We start from the raw sequence: 15,276 nt of genomic DNA, 5'->3' as shown, positions 1-15,276 counted from the left end.
AGGCTGGGCCATCGCCGCGGAAGGTGCAAGACGTGCAATTGCCCGCCTGCGTCAACTTGACCAGCCCCAGCGGGGGGGCTAGCACCGGACGCGATGCCGCGACCCAAGGACCGGAGGAACCATGTCCGACAGCTATTCGCTTCTCATCCTGCCCGGCGACGGGATCGGTCCCGAGGTCATGGCCGAGGTGGTCAAGGTCATCGACTGGTTTGGGGCCAATCGCGGGATGTCCTTCGACATCAGCGAAGGTCTGGTCGGCGGCGCTTCCTATGACGCGCATGGCACGCCTTTGACGGATGAAACGATGGCAAGGGCGCAGGCGGTGGACGCGGTGCTGCTGGGCGCGGTCGGCGGGCCGAAGTACGACGTGCTGGATTTCAGCGTGAAACCTGAACGCGGCCTGCTGCGCCTGCGCAAGGAGATGGACCTTTACGCCAACCTGCGCCCGGCGCAGTGCTTTGACGCGCTTGCCGATTTCAGCAGCCTCAAGCGTGACGTGGTGGCGGGCCTGGACATCCTGATCGTGCGCGAGCTGACCAGTGGGGTCTATTTCGGCGAACCGCGCGGCATCCATTCGGACGGCAACAACCCCGACAACGAAGGCGGGCGCGTGGGCATCAACACGCAGCGCTATACTAGCGGAGAGATCCGGCGCGTTGCCCGGTCGGCCTTTGAACTGGCCCGGCGGCGGGGCAACAAGGTCTGTTCGATGGAAAAGGCCAATGTGATGGAATCCGGCATCCTCTGGCGCGAGGAAGTCCAGTGGGTCCATGACAACGAATATTCCGACGTGGACCTGACCCATATGTATGCCGACAATGGCGCGATGCAGCTTGTGCGCAACCCGCGCCAGTTCGACGTGATCGTGACCGACAACCTGTTCGGCGATCTGCTGTCGGACGCCGCCGCGATGCTGACCGGCAGCCTGGGGATGCTGCCCTCGGCCTCCTTGGGCGCGCCCATGGCGAATGGCCGCCCCAAGGCAATGTACGAACCCGTCCACGGATCGGCACCCGACATCGCCGGGCAGGGCCGCGCCAACCCGATCGCCTGCATCCTGTCCTTCGCGATGGCCCTGCGCTATTCCTTCGATGAAGGGCAGGCGGCGTCCGATCTGGAACGCGCGGTCGAACGGGTGCTGGCCGATGGCGTGCGCACGGCCGACCTGATGGGACCGGAAGGCGGCACCCCCGTCACCACGTCTCAGATGGGCGATCGCATCGTCGCGGCCCTGTCCCAGGGCTGATGGAATCGGCATCGAACGTCCGCGGAGCGGCCCTGGCCTTGCTGGCCATGGGCATCTATGCGACGCATGACGTGGTCATCAAGGTGCTGGGGGCGCAGTATCCCGCATTGCAGGTGCTGTTCTTTTCCTCGCTTCTGTCCTTTCCGCTGGTCACGCTGATCGTCATGCGCGACCCCACCCCCGGCACGTTGCGCCCGGCCAATCCCGGCTGGGTGGCGCTGCGCACCGCCATGGGGGTGGTCGCGGGAATGGGCAGTTTCCTGGCCTTCTCGCATCTGCCGCTGGCACAGGTTTATGCGATCCTGTTCGCCGCCCCTCTGCTGGTGACGATCCTGTCGATCCCGATCCTGGGGGAACGGGTGGGGCCGCATCGCTGGGCCGCCGTGGTGATCGGCCTTCTGGGCGTGCTGATCGTGCTGCGCCCGGGTGCGCAGGCCTTGGAATGGGGGCATCTGGCGGCGCTGGCCTCGGCCATCGCATCGGCGACGACCGCCGTCATCCTGCGCAAGCTGGGTCGGGCCGAACGTCCGCTGGTTCTGCTGATGTGGCCGATGCTGGGCAACTTCGTGGCCACCGGTGCGTCCCTGACACTGGCTTACCGCCCAATGGAGTTGCCGGATCTGGCCCTTGCCGGGGTGATTGCCTGCCTTGGGCTGATCGCCGGGTTCCTGCTGATCCTGGCCTATCGCGCGGGCGAGGCCGCGATCGTTGCCCCCATGCAATATTCCCAGATCCTGTGGGCCACCGCCTATGGCTGGTTTCTGTTCGACGAGGTTCTGGACGCCCCCACCGTCCTGGGCGCCACGGTTATCATCGGGTCGGGCATCTATATCGTCTGGCGCGAAGGACGGGGCGGCAATTCCGCCAACCGCCCGGTGATCGCGTCCCGCATCCGGGCGGAAACGGTGACGGCGCCGCGCACCTCGCTGCTGCAAAGAATATGGCCGCCGCGTCCCTGACGGGGCTTGCAATCCGCCCCGCCCCGCGCTACCTGCCCCACCTACGGTCGGAGCGTAGCGCAGCCTGGTAGCGCACCTGCTTCGGGAGCAGGGGGTCGGAGGTTCGAATCCTCTCGCTCCGACCAATTTTCCCCGAATTTCGTTTCAGGCCTGGCCGATCAGAAGCATGACCAGCGGGATCGTCACGATGCTGGCGGTGGTCGATATCAGGATCGCGGCGGAAACCCGTTGCTGCGCCACGCCGAAATACTGCGCCAGGATATAGACATTGCCCGCCACCGGCAGGGCTGCGGCGGCAACCATCACGCCGGCGGCAAAGGGTTCCACGCGCAGACCCCACGCCGCCAGACCCACGGCCAGGGGATGGATGACCAGCTTGGCAAAGGACAGCCATCCCGACGCCGCAAGCCGCCCGATCCGCCGCCCGGCAAGGCTGGCGCCGATGGCAAACAGCGCGCCAGGGGTGGCGGCGGCCCCCAGCATGACCAGGAATTCATCCAAGGGACCGGGCAGGGGCAGGCGCATCTGCGCCCAAGCCAAGCCCGCCACCATCGACAGGATCATCGGGTTGGCGACGATGCCCCGCCCGATCGGGACCACCGTGGCAAGGCGCAGCCCGCCACTGCGGCCCGCATGGATGATCAGGGTGATCAGCGTCGAAAACACCAGCATATCGATGGTCAGAACCATCAGCACCGGCCCCACGGCCCGTTCGCCCAATAGCACGACCAGCATCGGCACGCCCAGAAAGCCCGTGTTGCCGATCATGCAGCACTGCGCCTCCATCGCTGAATCAGACAAGGGCAGGCCGCGGACGCGGGCAGCGGCCATGCCGACCAGCCAGACCGCAAGGGATCCGGCCAGATAGGCGCCTGCGAACCGCGCATCGAACAACGCTGCCAGATCCAGCCGGGCGGCAAAGCGGAACAGCATTGCCGACAGCGCGAAATAGAAGACGAACTTTGTCAGCCACACTGCCCCTTCCTGGGGAAAAAGCCGCGTCCGTGCCGCCAGCCACCCCAGGCCGATCAGCCCGAAAAAGGGCAGCGTCTTCAGGAATACGGCAAGCATGCCTTCTTCTTCACTCAAATATCCTCGGGGGGTGAGGCCGCGATGGCGGCCGAGGGGGCGGAAGGCCCCCTTTCGACGGTGAATTCATGAACGCCGCCGCCAATGTCGCGCTGCCCGACCAGCCGGTGCCCCGAGCCCTCGCAGAAATGCGGCACATCCACCAGGGCCATGGCGTCAGAGGCCCACAGCCGCACCCGCGCGCCCGGCGGCCGGTCCCCCAGCAGCTTGCGCAGCCGCAAGACCGGCAGCGGGCACAGCAACCCGCGCGCGTCGATCACCGGATCTTCGGTCACTGGACGCCCGTAACCTGATCCAGGCACCATTCGGCCAGGGCGCTTGGCGGGATGCGCTGTCCCATTCCTTCGCGGAATCGGTCAAAGTCGGCGCGCTGTTCAGGGGGCACGTGCAAAAGGACCGGCACGTCCTGGGCCAGGGCTTGCGCGATCAGGCTGCGAAAGCCCCGGCCAATGGCTTCCTGCCGGCCGAACTTGGGCAGGATCAGCAATTCGGCACCCGCCAGCCGTGCCTCGACACGCGCCGCCGCCATTTCCAGGGCGCCGGGATCCAGCCGGCAGCCGGACGATCCGCTGCCCAGCGACTGGGAAATGCGGATCGGCGCGTCTTCCTCGCCAATCACCAGCACGTCCATGTCGCAGGCGCAATCCGCGCCCAGGTCCGTGTTGCGCTGGACGGCGCCCGCCAGCCGCAGCCCGGCATCGGCAAGACCCTTTGCCAGCCGTGCCAGGATCCGGTCGGCTTCCCCGTCCGGGGCGTCGTCTTCCAGGCTGAACCATCCCAGCATTGCCGTCATACCCCGCTGTCCAGGGCGAATTTCATCAGCCCGTTGATGCCGTCCACGCCCAGCTTCTTTTTCAAGGCGGACGAGGTGTTGGCTGCCGTCTTGTAGCTGACGTCCAGCTCGTCCGCGATGGCTTGCAGGCCAAGCCCCCGGCCGATCAGCGCCAGCACCTGCCGTTCCCGGTCCGACAGCGCGCCCAGAGGATCGGCGGATGCCCCCGCCCGCAGCGTTGCCAGCGCCATCGCGTGCTTGGGCGACAGATAGAATTCGCCCCCTTCCAGCATCCGCACGGCGTCGCGGAAATCGGCAGGCGGCGCGTTCTTGGACAGGAATCCTTGCGCACCTGCCTGCAAGGCCCGGGCGGCAAAACCGGTCTGGTCGTTCATCGAAAAGACCAGGATGCGTGCATCGGGCGCGGCGTCGCGCAAGGGTGTCACCAGATCCAGCCCGCCCCGCCCCGGCAGGCTGATGTCCAGGACGATCAGGTCGGGCGCATCGCCGCCGGACAGTTGCGCTAGGGCGTCCTCGCCCGACATGGCCTGGCCGATCCGCTCATACCCCAGTTCGCGCAAAAGGCGGTTCGCGCCCAGGTGGGTGATGGGGTGATCGTCGATGACAAGCGCGGATTTCATCGTGATGTCGAACCTTCATTCCGGCTGCTGCAAGGGCAGGCTGGCGCTGATGGTGGTCCCCTCCGACCCCGAGGACAAGGACAAATCGCCGCCCAGAAGCGTGATCCGTTCGCGCATCCCGGTCAAGCCGGTGCCTTCCCGGCTGTCCGGCGCCATCCCGCCCCCGTCGTCGGACAGCACGATCCGCCAATGCGCGGGATCTGTCCACAGACGCACCGTCACGCGGTCGGCCCCTGCATGGCGCAGGGCGTTGGTGGTGCCTTCCTGCACGATGCGGAACAAGGTCAGGGCGGTCGCCTCGTCCGGCTCGGCCAGGCCAGGAGCCAGGTCCAGGTCAATGTCCAGGTCTGGAAAGCGCCGCCCCAGATCTGCCACGTAATCGGAAAGCACTGTCGCCAGCGGCAGCTGGCCGATGGCGGCAGGCCGCAGGTCGCCCAGTAGCGCGCGGTTCACGCGGGCGATTTCCTCGGCGATGTCGGCAATGGCCTGGGCATGGGCGGCGATGGCGGGGGAGGCCGCCGCCTCGCGCAGGGCATCGGCCTCGACCCGCAGGCCGAACAGGCAGGGGCCCATCTCGTCATGCAGGTCGCGGGCGACGGCCTTGCGTTCCTCGTCCCCGCGCGTGACCACGCGGCGTTGCAGCCGGGCGCGGTCCGCCTGGGCCTGTTGCAGGGCCTGGGCCAGATCGTCCACACCTGCGGCAATGGGGATCAGGTCGCGTTGCGCCACAGGGCCGACCCGCGCCGACAAATCCCCCCGGCGCAGGTCGGCCAGGCGGCTGGCGATCGTCGTGACCGGACGCAGCGCCTGTCGGGTGGCCAGCAGGATCAGCAGCCCTTGAACCACCGAAGCCAGGGCGGCCAGGCCCAGAAAGGCCGACAGGTTCCGCCAGGCCAGGGCAATTTCGGCCTCGGGGTCGGTGGCGATGAAGACATAGCCGCGCGGGCGGCCCTCGATCACCACGGGCAGCCGGGTTTCCAGCAGATTCGGCGCGACCAGGGCCGCGAACCATCCGGGTGCGGGGGTTTGGGCCTGCGTCGGCGCGCGGGCGCGGCGCACCACGCCGTCCAGGACATCGACGGTTCCCAGCGTCACATGGCGCGGCACCACCAGCCGTTCGGGCAAAAGCTGCATGATCCGGTCGGGCGGCACCGCCCCATGCATGGTGCCCACCGTCGCCAGCACCAGGGCGCGCGCGGTTTCCACCGCCAGACGCGTTTCGGCGGCGATGTCGCGGCGCGCACCCTCTAGGCTGGCAAACGCCAGAGCCGCGAACAGCGCCGCCTGAACGGCCAAAATCACCAGAAGAATGCGCTGTGTCAGGCTGATGCGGGTCATGGCCCGCAGATTGGCCCAGGGCCGAAGGGCCGTCCATGGCACAATCGCGGCTTTTCGCGGCCTGTCGCACGGCATAGAAGAAGCCATGACCGATTATGACGCCCTGACCGCCCGAATCCGCGCCCTGACCCAGGGCGAAACCGACGAGGTCGCGCTGATGGCGACCCTTGCCTGCGAGATCCATCATTCCGACGACCGCTTCGACTGGACCGGCTTCTACCGGGTGGTCGCGCCCGAATTGCTGAAGATCGGCCCTTACCAGGGCGGCCATGGCTGTCTGGTGATTCCCTTCTCCCGCGGGGTCTGCGGGGCCGCGGCGCGCACGGGGCAGGTGCAACTGGTGCCCGACGTGGATGCTTTTCCCGGCCATATCGCCTGCGCCAGTTCCACCCGGTCCGAGATCGTCCTGCCGGTCCATGGCAACGGCGGGCGGCTGATCGGCGTTCTGGATATCGACAGCGACCGGCCGGACGCCTTCACCGACGAGGATGCCACCCGACTGGCCTTCATTCTGGAGGAGGTTTTCGGTCATGTCTGACTTCACCGGGCGTTGCCTGTGCGGCGCGGTCACCTTTACGGGCCGCTGGGGCGGCGATCCCTTGCGGGCCTGCCATTGCAGCCAGTGCCGCCGCTGGTCGGGCCATGTCTGGGCCGCCGCCCAGGCCGCCGATCTGACGATCGGGGGCCAGGTCAAGTGGTTCCGATCCTCGGCCGAGGCCGAGCGCGGCTTTTGCCCCGACTGCGGCAGCAGCCTGTTCTGGCGCCGCCAGGGCCATGGCGGGATCGAGGTCGCGCCGGGCGCGGTGGACAATCCCACCGGCCTGCGGATGGCGGGGCATATCTATGTGGCCGACAAAGGCGATTATTATGACATCGCGGACGGCCTGCCGCAGGATCCGCAGGGATGATCTGGGACACGATCGCCGCCATTCCGCTGGCGCAACTGGCCACGTTCGTCGCGGGCGGGCTGATGCTGAACGTGGCGCCGGGTCAGGACGTGTTCTTCGCCAGTGCCTGCGGGATCCAGGGCGGTCCGCGCGCGGGGGCCTTGGCGGGCCTTGGGGTGGGCCTGGGCGTGCTGATGCACGTGACGCTGGCGACCGTGGGCCTGGGCGCGGTCGTCGCCGCCCATCCCGGGGCACTGCTGGCGATCAAGTATGCGGGCGCGGCCTATCTGTTGTGGCTGGCCTGGAAAAGCTGGCGGGCGGGTCCGGCCGATCCTTCGGCGCGCGGCAGCGTGCGGCCCTGGAACATCATCCGGCGCGGTTTCCTGTCCAACGCCCTGAACCCCAAGCCGGTGCTGTTCCTGCTGGCCTTTCTGCCACAGTTCACCAGCCCTGCCTGGGGTCCGATCTGGCAGCAGATCCTGGGCCTGGGGCTGATCTTCGCCTTTACCGGCACGCTGGTCACGATGGGCTATGGCATCGTGGCGGGCTATGCGGGTCATGTGATCGGTCAGCGATTGGGCCTGATCAACAAGATCGCCGCCGTGATGTTCGCGGGCCTGGCGATCCGGCTGGTCGCGAAGTGACGGTCTTTACCTATGCCCCGCCCCCTGACGCGCCGCAGGTGATCCATGCCGATCACGAAATCCTGGTGGTTGCCAAGCCCGCGGGCCTTTTGTCGGTTCCGGGCCGGGGCGAGGGCAAGGACGACTGCCTGATCAACCGGCTGCGCGGTGCCTTTCCGACCGTGCTGCTGGTGCATCGCCTGGACCAGGATACGTCGGGGGTAATGGTCTTTGGCTTGACGCCTCACGCGCAGCGCACCTTGTCAAAGCAGTTCGAGGATCGCCGCGTCAAGAAAGTCTATGTCGCCCGCCTGTCCGGGCGATTGGAGCCGAAGACCGGCGCCGTCGATCTGCCGCTGATCGTCGACTGGCCGAACCGTCCGCGCCAGAAGGTCGATCACGACACGGGGCGCCCGGCGCTGACCGAATGGCGGGTGATCCGCGCCAGCGATGCCGAAACCCGCGTCCGCCTGTTCCCGCTGACCGGACGCAGCCATCAATTGCGCGTCCACATGGCGGAAACAGGCCATCCGATCCTGGGCGATCCCTTGTATGCGACGGGCGCTGCGGCGGATCACCCGCGCCTGATGCTGCACGCCGAAAGCCTGCGCCTGCGCCATCCCGACAGCGGCGCGCAGGTCAGCTTCAGCCAGCCCGCGCCGTTCTAGGCCCCGATCACCTGGCCCGCCACCTGTTCGGACCGCAGCATATCCTCCAGCGTCAGCGACTCGATCAGGATCAGATAGGACCAGAAAATCTCGGCGAAAACCTTGCGGATGCGGCAGGACGCCTCGTCGCGGCAATCCTCGCAGCGTTGATAGGCGCGGCGCGACAGGCAGGGCAGGGGGGCGATCGGTCCGTCGATCAGGCGCAGCAGTTCGGAAATGGAAATGTCGCTGGGCCGCTTGATCAGCAGATAGCCGCCCGACCGGCCGCGAATGGAACTGACCATGCCCGCGTTCCTGATTTCCAGCAGGATCTGTTCCAGGAACCGCTTGGGGGTGTCCGACCGGCGGGCGATCTTTTCGATGGTCAACGCCTCGGGGGCGGGCTGGGCGGCTTCGTCCCCCAGCACCAGCATCGCCTTGAGCGCGTATTTCATCTTCTGCGTGATCATGGCCCACCCTACGGCGATAAAATACCCGCATCAAGGTCGAGATTTGTCGCAGGTTATGGCGTTCCAGATATATACGACAAAGACGGTGGACATTTGATGTTTTTCTGGCAGTCTGCACGAAAGACCTGCCGCCGAGGATACGCATGACCAGCCTGGACCTGATCGACCGCAAGATCGTCGCCGCCCTGATGGCCGATGCAACCCAGCCGATCGCGCAGATCGCCGACCAGGTGGGGCTGTCGCAAACCCCCTGCTGGAAGCGCATCCAGAAGCTGGAATCGACAGGCGTCCTGACGGGCCGCGTGGCCCTGGCCGATCCGGCAAAGCTGGGGCTTGGCCTGACCGTCTTCGTGGGGATCGAGGCCGCCGATCACGGCGCAGGCTGGCGCGACGCGTTCATGGCCGCCGTCAGGAAATTCCCCGAGATCATGGAGGCCTACCGCATGGCCGGGGAAATGGATTACCTGCTGCACGTTGCGGTGGCCGACATGGCTGCATACGACGATTTCTATCGCCGGCTGACCGATGCGGTTCCGATCAAGAACCTGACCTCGCATTTCGCGATGGAACGGCTGCGCCACAGCACCGCCTATCCGGTCAATACCCGCGACCGCTGAGGGAACGGCATTCCCTTTGGAAGGGGATCTTTGGGAACCAAATCACGACAGGAATTGTAGTGTTATCGGAACGGATGAAAGGAACCGCCCCATGTCCAAGACCCTGATCGTTCCCGGCCTTGACGGATCGCCCAGCCCCCATTGGCAGGACTGGTGGGCGCGCACCGATCCGAACGCCATGCTCGTCGATCTGCCGGACCCCCGCCGTCCCATCCGCGAGGCCTGGGAGGCTGCCTTGGCCGTGATGATCCTGCGCCACCCCGGCAGCATCCTGGTCGGCCATTCCTTGGGATCGGTGCTGATCGCGCAGATGCTGGACCGCTGGTCGGGGCTGCGGGTGCGCGGCGCCGTTCTGGTGGCCCCGGCCGATCCAATGGCGGGATTTGACGACTGCAGGCGCATCCGCCGCTTCGGCCCGCTGCCCGACAGGGCGCTGGACGTGCCCACGGTGCTGGTTGCCAGCCGCAACGATCCGTGGATGTCCTTTGACCGCAGCCGGGATCTGGCGGACGACCTGGGCGCGGACCTGATCGACTTGGGTCATGCGGGCCATGTCAACGTGGCCTCGGGCTTTGGTCCCTGGCCGGGGGGCAAGGTGATCCGGGACCGGCTGCTGGACCAGACCGCGCGTCCGTCGATGCTGCGCAGGTTGCTGGGCCAGGCCTCGTCCCCGCGCCGGGCACCCCCGGCGGGCGCATGATGCCCGCCCGCAGTATCAGACGCCACAGCGATCCCTGCCCCATTGTTCATTTCGGAGTGCCTTTTATGTTCGACATCCAGACCGAACTGCATTTGCGCCGCATCGGGCAGGACGCCTGCACCCTCGACACCGGACGCGGCATGGCCCGCGCTCTGCCGGTCCTTGCCGCTCTGTCGGGTCTGGTTCTGCTGGCCGCAGCCCTGGGCTGACCCCCGGCCTCAGGCTTGGGCCAGATACCCGTGCAAGACCTGCAACTTGGCGGCGGCAACATCGACGATGCTGTCTGGCGACATCGCATCGTCATTGGCCCAGATGCGGAACGTGTCGGCCAGGGCGTGCGAGATCGCCTGGGCCAGCAGTTCGGCATCGGGACGGGAAGCCTCGCCCAGGCGGGTGACGGCCAGGTCGGCGATCTGGTCGCCCAGGCGTTTCAGCGACCCGTAAAAGATCGGCAGCAATTCCGGCGCCCTGTCCAGCAGCCGGTCGATCAGCTGTGACGTTTCCCGGTTCAGGTCGCTGTTGCACAACAGATGCCGCAGCGCCTGCAACAGATCGTTCAGCAGCGGGCCGGACGAATTGCGGAACCAGGCCACGGTCGCGTCGTCGAAGCTGGGCGCCGTGCCGATGATCGCCGCATTCTTGTTCAGGTAATAGTTGAAGAAGGTCCGCTGGCTGATCCCGGCCTCGGCCGCGATCATTTCCGTGGTCACGCTGTCATATCCCTGGCGCAGCGCCAGCGACAGCGCCGTCCGCTGGATTTCCCGCGCGGTCTGGATCCGCCTTCGGTCACGAAGCGTTGTTTTCACGACCATGCCAGTCTCCCAGATTCATTTCAAGCAAATATTGCACACTGTGCATGATCATGCAACAAGGCCACCAAGCATTGCCGTTCTGGCGCCCTTTCAGAAGGAATCATCCGATGTCCCGAATCCGCCCAGTGGTATGCGTTGCCTTTCTTGCCTTGTGGTTCCTATCCCTGCCGGCCCAGGCGCAACAGGATCAGATGCCCCCGACCCAAGTCGGCGTGGTCCAGGTGCAGCCCCAGCCGGTGCCGCGGATCCTGACGCTTCCCGGTCGCGCGGTGGCGCAATCCGAAGCGGCGATTCGCCCCAGGGTCGGCGGGCTGGTGACGGAAATCCTGTACAAGCCCAGCACCGCGCTTGAAGCAGGCGCGCCGATGTTCCGCATCGACCCGACCACCTACGAGGCAAACCTGAAAAGCGCCCAGGCCCAGGTAAGTTCTGCCCAGGCGGCGCTGACGCAGGCGCAGACATCCTTTGGGCGGACCGAACAGTTGCTGGGATCGGGCACCACGCAGGCGCAGGTGGACCAATCGCGCGCCACCCTGGAACAGGCCGAGGCCGCGCTGCAAGCGGCCGAGGCCGCGCTGACCCTGGCGCAGGCCGAACTGGGCTGGACCACCGTGACCAGCCCCATCGACGGCATGGCCAGTGTGGCGGCCGTGTCTGTGGGCGATCTGGTCACGGCGGGCCAGGCCCAGGCGCTTGCCACCGTCACCAGCCTCGATCCCATCGAAGTGGATATGTACGAGCCCTCGGCCCGGATGCTGTCCTTGCGCGACGACATCAGCGAAGGCCGGTTGCAACTGAACGAACGGCTGCAAGCCACCCTGACGCTGGAAACCGGCGAAACCTATGCGGCGACCGGGGAACTGGTCGCGCCGGGCTTTACCGTCTCGACCTCGACCGGGGCGGTGGACACGCGGTTCCGGTTCGACAACCCGCGCCGCCTGATCCTGCCGGGAATGTTCCTGCGCGGCCAGATCGACCTGGGCACGACCGAGGCTTTCCTGGTCACGCAGAACGCCGCGGCGCGCGGCAAGACCGGCCAGCTGACGGCCTGGGTCGTGCGCGACAACAAGGCCGTGCAGGTGAACCTGACCGATGACGGCAGCTATCGAAACCACTGGATCGTGACCGACGGGCTGGAACCCGGCGATCTGCTGGCGGTCGATAACCTGGCCGCGCTGAGCGAAGGCGCGGCGGTGACGGCCGTGCCGGTCACGCTGGACGAAAACGGCGTGGTCCGCGAACAGCCCGCCCCCACGGCCCCGGATGCTCCGGCCCAACCCGAGGCGGCCGAAGCCGCCCCGGCAGAGTAACCGCGCATGGCCCGCTTTTTCATCCACCGTCCCGTCTTTGCCTGGGTTCTGGCCTTTGTGACCATGCTGGTCGGCGCCCTCGGCCTGCAATCCCTGGCGATCGAGCAATATCCCCAGATCGCCCCCACCACCGTCCGCATCAGCGCGAGCTATACCGGCGCATCCGCCGAGATCGTGGAAAATTCCGTCACCACCGTGATCGAGGACGGGATGACCGGGATCGACGGCCTGATCTACATGACCTCGAATTCGACGCCGGGATCTGCCTCGGTGTCGCTGACCTTTGACGACACGGTCGATCCCGACATCGCGCAGGTCCAGGTCCAGAACAAGCTGCAACTGGTCACCAGCCAGCTGCCCGACATCGTGCAGAGCCAGGGCGTGAACGTGTCGCGCTCGACCTCGTCGATCCTGCTGGTGGGGGCGCTGACCAGCAGCGATGGCAGCCATTCGACGGTCGAGCTGGGCGATCTGGTGTCCCAGATGATCGAGGATCCGGTCAAGCGGACGCCGGGCGTCGGATCGATCAACACCTTCGGGTCGGGCTATGCGATGCGCATCTGGCTGGATCCGATGAAGATGGCGCAATACCAGGTCACGCCCGCCGATGTGACCGCAGCCGTGTCCCAACAGAACAGCAATGTCACCGTGGGCGACCTGGGCGCCGAACCCAGTGCCGAAGGGCAGCGGCTGACCATGACCTTGTCGGCGCAGTCGCAGTTTTCATCCGTCCCCGAATTCGAGCGGATCCTGTTGCGGGTGGACCCGGACGGGTCAACCGTCTTCCTGGGGGATGTCGCCCGGATCGAGATCGGGCAGGAATCCTATGGCGGGGCTGCGCGGTACAACGGCAACCCGGCGGCGGGTTTCGGCGTGAACCTGGCGACGGGGGCGAATGCCGTCGATACCGCCCATGCCGTGCGCGCGGTCATCGACACTGTTGCGCCGTCCCTGCCTGCGGGGGTGCAGGTCGTCTATCCCTATGACACCGCGCCCTTTGTCGAAAAGTCGATCCACCAGGTCTACAAGACCCTGGCCGAGGCCGTGGTGCTGGTCTTCCTGGTGATCCTGGCCTTCCTGCAAAGCTGGCGCGCCACAATCATCCCGGTGGTCGCCATCCCGGTCGTGCTTCTGGGCACCTTTGGCGTGCTGGCGGCGGCGGGCTTTTCCATCAACACGCTGACCATGTTCGCCCTGGTGCTGGCCATCGGCCTTCTGGTCGACGACGCCATCGTCGTGGTCGAAAACGTCGAGCGGGTGATGGAGGAGGAAGGCCTTGGCCCCGTCGAGGCCACGCAGAAAAGCATGGACGAGATCACCTCGGCCTTGGTCGGCATCGTGATGGTGCTGTCGGCGGTGTTCCTGCCCATGGCCTTCATGTCTGGGGCGACAGGGGTGATCTATCGCCAGTTCTCGCTGACGATCATCACCGCCATGGTGCTGTCGCTGGGCGTGGCCGTGATCCTGACGCCGGCCATGTGCGCCAGCCTGTTGCGCCCGCGCAAGCATGGCGACGGGATCGCACCCGCCCGCTGGTTCAACCGCAACCTGGATCGCGCCACCAACGGCTATGGCGCGGCGGTGTCGCGGCTGGTGCGCCGTCCGTTCCGGATGTTGATCGTGCTGGTGGCCATCGGCTTCGGGGCCGGGGCGCTTTACGGCAAGCTGCCCGGATCCTTTTTGCCGGACGAGGATCAGGGCGTGATGATGGTGATGATCCAGACGCCCGACGGATCGACCACCGCCGCAACCCAGGCCCTGGTCGAAAAGGTCGAGGAATACCTGCGCGTCCAGGAATCCGACACAGTCGAATCGACTTTTTCCGTCCTGGGCTTCAGCTTCGGCGGGTCGGGCCAGAACAATGCCATGCTGTTTGCCAAGCTGCGCGAATACGAGGATCGACCGGGCCTGGACGTGGCATCGCTGGTGGCGCGGGCGAACGGGTATTTCTTCATGAACAACCGCGCGGGCCAGGCCTATTTCCTGCAACCGCCCTCGATCCCCGGCATGGGTGCGTCGTCCGGCTTTTCCATGTATCTGCTGGACCAGTCGGGCCGGGGGCAGGAAGCCCTGTCCGCTGCCGCCGACCAGCTTGTTGCAACCGCGCAAACAGATGGGCGCGTCACCAACCTGCGCGGAAACGAGGCGCCGTTCCAGACCTCCCTGCGCCTGGACATCGACCAGCAGAAGGCCGCGGCCTTTGGCCTGTCCATATCCGAGGTGAACGCGATGCTGTCCGTGATCTTTTCGGGCCGTGACGTGAACGATTTTGCGCTTGGCACCGAACTGCGCCCGGTGATCGTCCAGGGCGAGGCTTACGCCCGGTCCCAGCCCGAGGATATCGACCGCTGGTTCGCCCGCAATTCCGACGGCGACATCGTGAATTTCGGAGCCTTTTCCACCCAGGTCTGGGATCAGGAACCCCAGGCCCTGGCCCGCTATGGCGGCACCCGCGCCCTGGAACTGTCGGGCGCCTCGGCCCAGGGGCTGTCGTCCGGCGCGGGCATGGACGCGATGGAGGAGATCGTGGCGGAAATGGACGGCGGCTACGGGACCGCCTGGACGGGCCTGTCCTATCAGGAACGGCTGTCGGGCAACCAGGCGCCGGTGCTGTTCGCGCTGTCTGCCCTGGTCGTGTTCCTGGCGCTTGCCGCGCTTTACGAAAGCTGGACGGTGCCGCTTGCGGTGATGATGACCGTGCCGGTGGGCATCCTGGGCGCCCTGGCGGCGGCCTTGTTCTTCGACCAGTCGAATGACGTCTATTTCAAGGTGGGCTTGCTGACGACCATCGGCCTTGCGGCGCGAAATGCCATCCTGATCGTGGAATTCGCGCAATCGCTGGTGGCGCAGGGCCGTCCCCTGCTGGAGGCCTCCATCGAGGCGTCCAAGATGCGCCTGCGTCCGATCCTGATGACCACCTTTGCCTTCATGCTGGGCGTGCTGCCCCTGGCCATCGCCAGCGGCGCCGGGGCAGGGGCGCAGAACTCCATCGGGATCGGGGTTCTGGGCGGCATGGCGTCATCCGCCGTAATCGGGATCTTCCTGGTGCCGGTCTTCTATGTGGCCGTGCTGAAGGCGGTTGAGCTTGTGAAGAAAAGAAGGCGGAAGCCCGCATGAGTTTCCGAATGCACCGCCCCGCACTGGCTGATTCCGTTTAGGACACTG

General features: G+C 66.5%; 18 protein-coding genes and 1 tRNA gene. 12 read left to right on the top strand and 7 right to left on the bottom strand.

The window, feature by feature from the left end:
• The first annotated feature begins 121 nt into the window (after positions 1–121).
• The 3 genes from leuB to LZ585_RS14440 all read left to right on the top strand — a co-directional run bounded on the left by leuB (position 122) and on the right by LZ585_RS14440 (position 2,330).
• Positions 122–1,246, top strand: coding sequence for a 3-isopropylmalate dehydrogenase (leuB, locus tag LZ585_RS14450; RefSeq protein WP_234854232.1), 1,125 nt, complete (start codon positions 122–124; stop codon positions 1,244–1,246).
• Positions 1,246–2,205 carry a DMT family transporter gene (locus LZ585_RS14445; protein WP_234854231.1) on the top strand — a complete coding sequence of 320 codons (960 nt, stop codon included), beginning with the start codon at positions 1,246–1,248 and terminating at the stop codon, positions 2,203–2,205. The genes leuB and LZ585_RS14445 overlap by 1 nt, the downstream gene beginning before the upstream one ends.
• 48 nt (positions 2,206–2,253) lie before the next feature.
• Positions 2,254–2,330 (top strand) — tRNA-Pro (locus LZ585_RS14440).
• 19 nt (positions 2,331–2,349) lie between these two features.
• Here the strand turns inward: LZ585_RS14440 and LZ585_RS14435 are convergent.
• From LZ585_RS14435 to LZ585_RS14415, 5 genes are read right to left on the bottom strand one after another with little or no spacing between them, the layout of a single operon-like run.
• Positions 2,350–3,276: an AEC family transporter gene (locus LZ585_RS14435; protein ID WP_234854229.1), complete on the bottom strand. Its 927-nt coding sequence runs from the start codon at positions 3,274–3,276 to the stop codon at positions 2,350–2,352.
• Positions 3,277–3,290: 14 nt separating this feature from the next.
• Positions 3,291–3,569, bottom strand: coding sequence for a sulfurtransferase TusA family protein (locus LZ585_RS14430; protein WP_306751294.1), 279 nt, complete (start codon positions 3,567–3,569; stop codon positions 3,291–3,293).
• Positions 3,566–4,078, bottom strand: a complete 513-nt coding sequence (locus LZ585_RS14425; protein ID WP_234854227.1) for a DUF2478 domain-containing protein — start codon at positions 4,076–4,078, stop codon at positions 3,566–3,568. The genes LZ585_RS14430 and LZ585_RS14425 overlap by 4 nt, the downstream gene beginning before the upstream one ends.
• Positions 4,079–4,083: 5 nt before the next feature.
• A complete protein-coding gene (locus LZ585_RS14420; RefSeq protein ID WP_234854226.1) occupies positions 4,084–4,707 on the bottom strand; it encodes a response regulator in 624 nt (207 codons plus the stop codon).
• 15 nt (positions 4,708–4,722) lie between these two features.
• Positions 4,723–6,045, bottom strand: a complete 1,323-nt coding sequence (locus LZ585_RS14415) for an ATP-binding protein (protein WP_234854225.1) — start codon at positions 6,043–6,045, stop codon at positions 4,723–4,725.
• 85 nt (positions 6,046–6,130) lie between these two features.
• On the opposite strand from LZ585_RS14415, the gene LZ585_RS14410 reads away from it, so the two are divergent.
• From LZ585_RS14410 to LZ585_RS14395, 4 genes are read left to right on the top strand one after another with little or no spacing between them, the layout of a single operon-like run.
• Positions 6,131–6,583, top strand: a complete 453-nt coding sequence (locus LZ585_RS14410; protein ID WP_234854224.1) for a GAF domain-containing protein — start codon at positions 6,131–6,133, stop codon at positions 6,581–6,583.
• Positions 6,576–6,953, top strand: coding sequence for a GFA family protein (locus LZ585_RS14405; protein ID WP_234854223.1), 378 nt, complete (start codon positions 6,576–6,578; stop codon positions 6,951–6,953). The genes LZ585_RS14410 and LZ585_RS14405 overlap by 8 nt, the downstream gene beginning before the upstream one ends.
• Positions 6,950–7,576, top strand: coding sequence for a LysE family translocator (locus tag LZ585_RS14400; RefSeq protein WP_234854222.1), 627 nt, complete (start codon positions 6,950–6,952; stop codon positions 7,574–7,576). Before LZ585_RS14405 ends, LZ585_RS14400 begins: the two co-directional genes overlap by 4 nt.
• Positions 7,573–8,223 (top strand): pseudouridine synthase, encoded by a 651-nt coding sequence (locus tag LZ585_RS14395; protein ID WP_234854221.1) that lies wholly within the window; start codon positions 7,573–7,575, stop codon positions 8,221–8,223. The genes LZ585_RS14400 and LZ585_RS14395 overlap by 4 nt, the downstream gene beginning before the upstream one ends.
• Here the strand turns inward: LZ585_RS14395 and LZ585_RS14390 are convergent.
• Complete coding sequence (locus LZ585_RS14390) at positions 8,220–8,672, bottom strand: RrF2 family transcriptional regulator (RefSeq protein ID WP_234854220.1); 453 nt, start codon at positions 8,670–8,672, stop codon at positions 8,220–8,222. The genes LZ585_RS14395 and LZ585_RS14390 overlap by 4 nt on opposite strands.
• Before the next feature lie 143 nt (positions 8,673–8,815).
• Here LZ585_RS14390 and LZ585_RS14385 point away from each other — a divergent pair, with 143 nt between their 5' ends.
• The 3 genes from LZ585_RS14385 (at position 8,816) to LZ585_RS14375 (ending at position 10,198) form a co-directional block, all read left to right on the top strand.
• Positions 8,816–9,289, top strand: a complete 474-nt coding sequence (locus LZ585_RS14385; RefSeq protein WP_234854219.1) for an Lrp/AsnC family transcriptional regulator — start codon at positions 8,816–8,818, stop codon at positions 9,287–9,289.
• Between the two features lie 91 nt (positions 9,290–9,380).
• On the top strand, positions 9,381–9,989 hold the full coding sequence (locus tag LZ585_RS14380; RefSeq protein WP_234854218.1) for an RBBP9/YdeN family alpha/beta hydrolase: 609 nt from the start codon (positions 9,381–9,383) through the stop codon (positions 9,987–9,989).
• A gap of 65 nt (positions 9,990–10,054) precedes the next feature.
• The gene (locus tag LZ585_RS14375) at positions 10,055–10,198 is read left to right on the top strand and encodes a hypothetical protein (protein ID WP_234854217.1); all 144 of its coding nucleotides are present in this window, start codon (positions 10,055–10,057) and stop codon (positions 10,196–10,198) included.
• Positions 10,199–10,207: 9 nt separating this feature from the next.
• Here LZ585_RS14375 and LZ585_RS14370 read toward each other — a convergent pair whose 3' ends face one another.
• Positions 10,208–10,801, bottom strand: coding sequence for a TetR/AcrR family transcriptional regulator (locus tag LZ585_RS14370; protein WP_234854216.1), 594 nt, complete (start codon positions 10,799–10,801; stop codon positions 10,208–10,210).
• Positions 10,802–10,992: 191 nt separating this feature from the next.
• Between LZ585_RS14370 and LZ585_RS14365 the strand changes: the two genes are divergently transcribed.
• Positions 10,993–12,111 carry an efflux RND transporter periplasmic adaptor subunit gene (locus LZ585_RS14365; RefSeq protein ID WP_234854214.1) on the top strand — a complete coding sequence of 373 codons (1,119 nt, stop codon included), beginning with the start codon at positions 10,993–10,995 and terminating at the stop codon, positions 12,109–12,111.
• A gap of 6 nt (positions 12,112–12,117) precedes the next feature.
• Entirely contained in the window at positions 12,118–15,228 is a 3,111-nt protein-coding gene (locus LZ585_RS14360; RefSeq protein WP_234854212.1) for an efflux RND transporter permease subunit, read from the top strand.
• Positions 15,229–15,276: the final 48 nt, after the last annotated feature.

Origin of the sequence: Paracoccus everestensis (assembly GCF_021491915.1) — a bacterium.
Classification (GTDB): Bacteria; Pseudomonadota; Alphaproteobacteria; order Rhodobacterales; family Rhodobacteraceae; genus Paracoccus; species Paracoccus everestensis.
Note: the sequence above shows the minus strand (reverse complement) of the source record. Positions and strands in the feature narration are given on the sequence as shown.

Coding starts and splice junctions, on each gene's coding strand:
- leuB (WP_234854232.1), top strand. CDS start 122: ATGTCCGACAGCTATTCGCTTCTCATCCTGCCCGGCGACGGGATCGGT.
- LZ585_RS14445 (WP_234854231.1), top strand. CDS start 1,246: ATGGAATCGGCATCGAACGTCCGCGGAGCGGCCCTGGCCTTGCTGGCC.
- LZ585_RS14435 (WP_234854229.1), bottom strand. CDS start 3,276: ATGCTTGCCGTATTCCTGAAGACGCTGCCCTTTTTCGGGCTGATCGGC.
- LZ585_RS14425 (WP_234854227.1), bottom strand. CDS start 4,078: ATGCTGGGATGGTTCAGCCTGGAAGACGACGCCCCGGACGGGGAAGCC.
- LZ585_RS14420 (WP_234854226.1), bottom strand. CDS start 4,707: ATGAAATCCGCGCTTGTCATCGACGATCACCCCATCACCCACCTGGGC.
- LZ585_RS14415 (WP_234854225.1), bottom strand. CDS start 6,045: ATGACCCGCATCAGCCTGACACAGCGCATTCTTCTGGTGATTTTGGCC.
- LZ585_RS14410 (WP_234854224.1), top strand. CDS start 6,131: ATGACCGATTATGACGCCCTGACCGCCCGAATCCGCGCCCTGACCCAG.
- LZ585_RS14405 (WP_234854223.1), top strand. CDS start 6,576: ATGTCTGACTTCACCGGGCGTTGCCTGTGCGGCGCGGTCACCTTTACG.
- LZ585_RS14400 (WP_234854222.1), top strand. CDS start 6,950: ATGATCTGGGACACGATCGCCGCCATTCCGCTGGCGCAACTGGCCACG.
- LZ585_RS14390 (WP_234854220.1), bottom strand. CDS start 8,672: ATGATCACGCAGAAGATGAAATACGCGCTCAAGGCGATGCTGGTGCTG.
- LZ585_RS14385 (WP_234854219.1), top strand. CDS start 8,816: ATGACCAGCCTGGACCTGATCGACCGCAAGATCGTCGCCGCCCTGATG.
- LZ585_RS14380 (WP_234854218.1), top strand. CDS start 9,381: ATGTCCAAGACCCTGATCGTTCCCGGCCTTGACGGATCGCCCAGCCCC.
- LZ585_RS14375 (WP_234854217.1), top strand. CDS start 10,055: ATGTTCGACATCCAGACCGAACTGCATTTGCGCCGCATCGGGCAGGAC.
- LZ585_RS14370 (WP_234854216.1), bottom strand. CDS start 10,801: ATGGTCGTGAAAACAACGCTTCGTGACCGAAGGCGGATCCAGACCGCG.
- LZ585_RS14365 (WP_234854214.1), top strand. CDS start 10,993: ATGCCCCCGACCCAAGTCGGCGTGGTCCAGGTGCAGCCCCAGCCGGTG.
- LZ585_RS14360 (WP_234854212.1), top strand. CDS start 12,118: ATGGCCCGCTTTTTCATCCACCGTCCCGTCTTTGCCTGGGTTCTGGCC.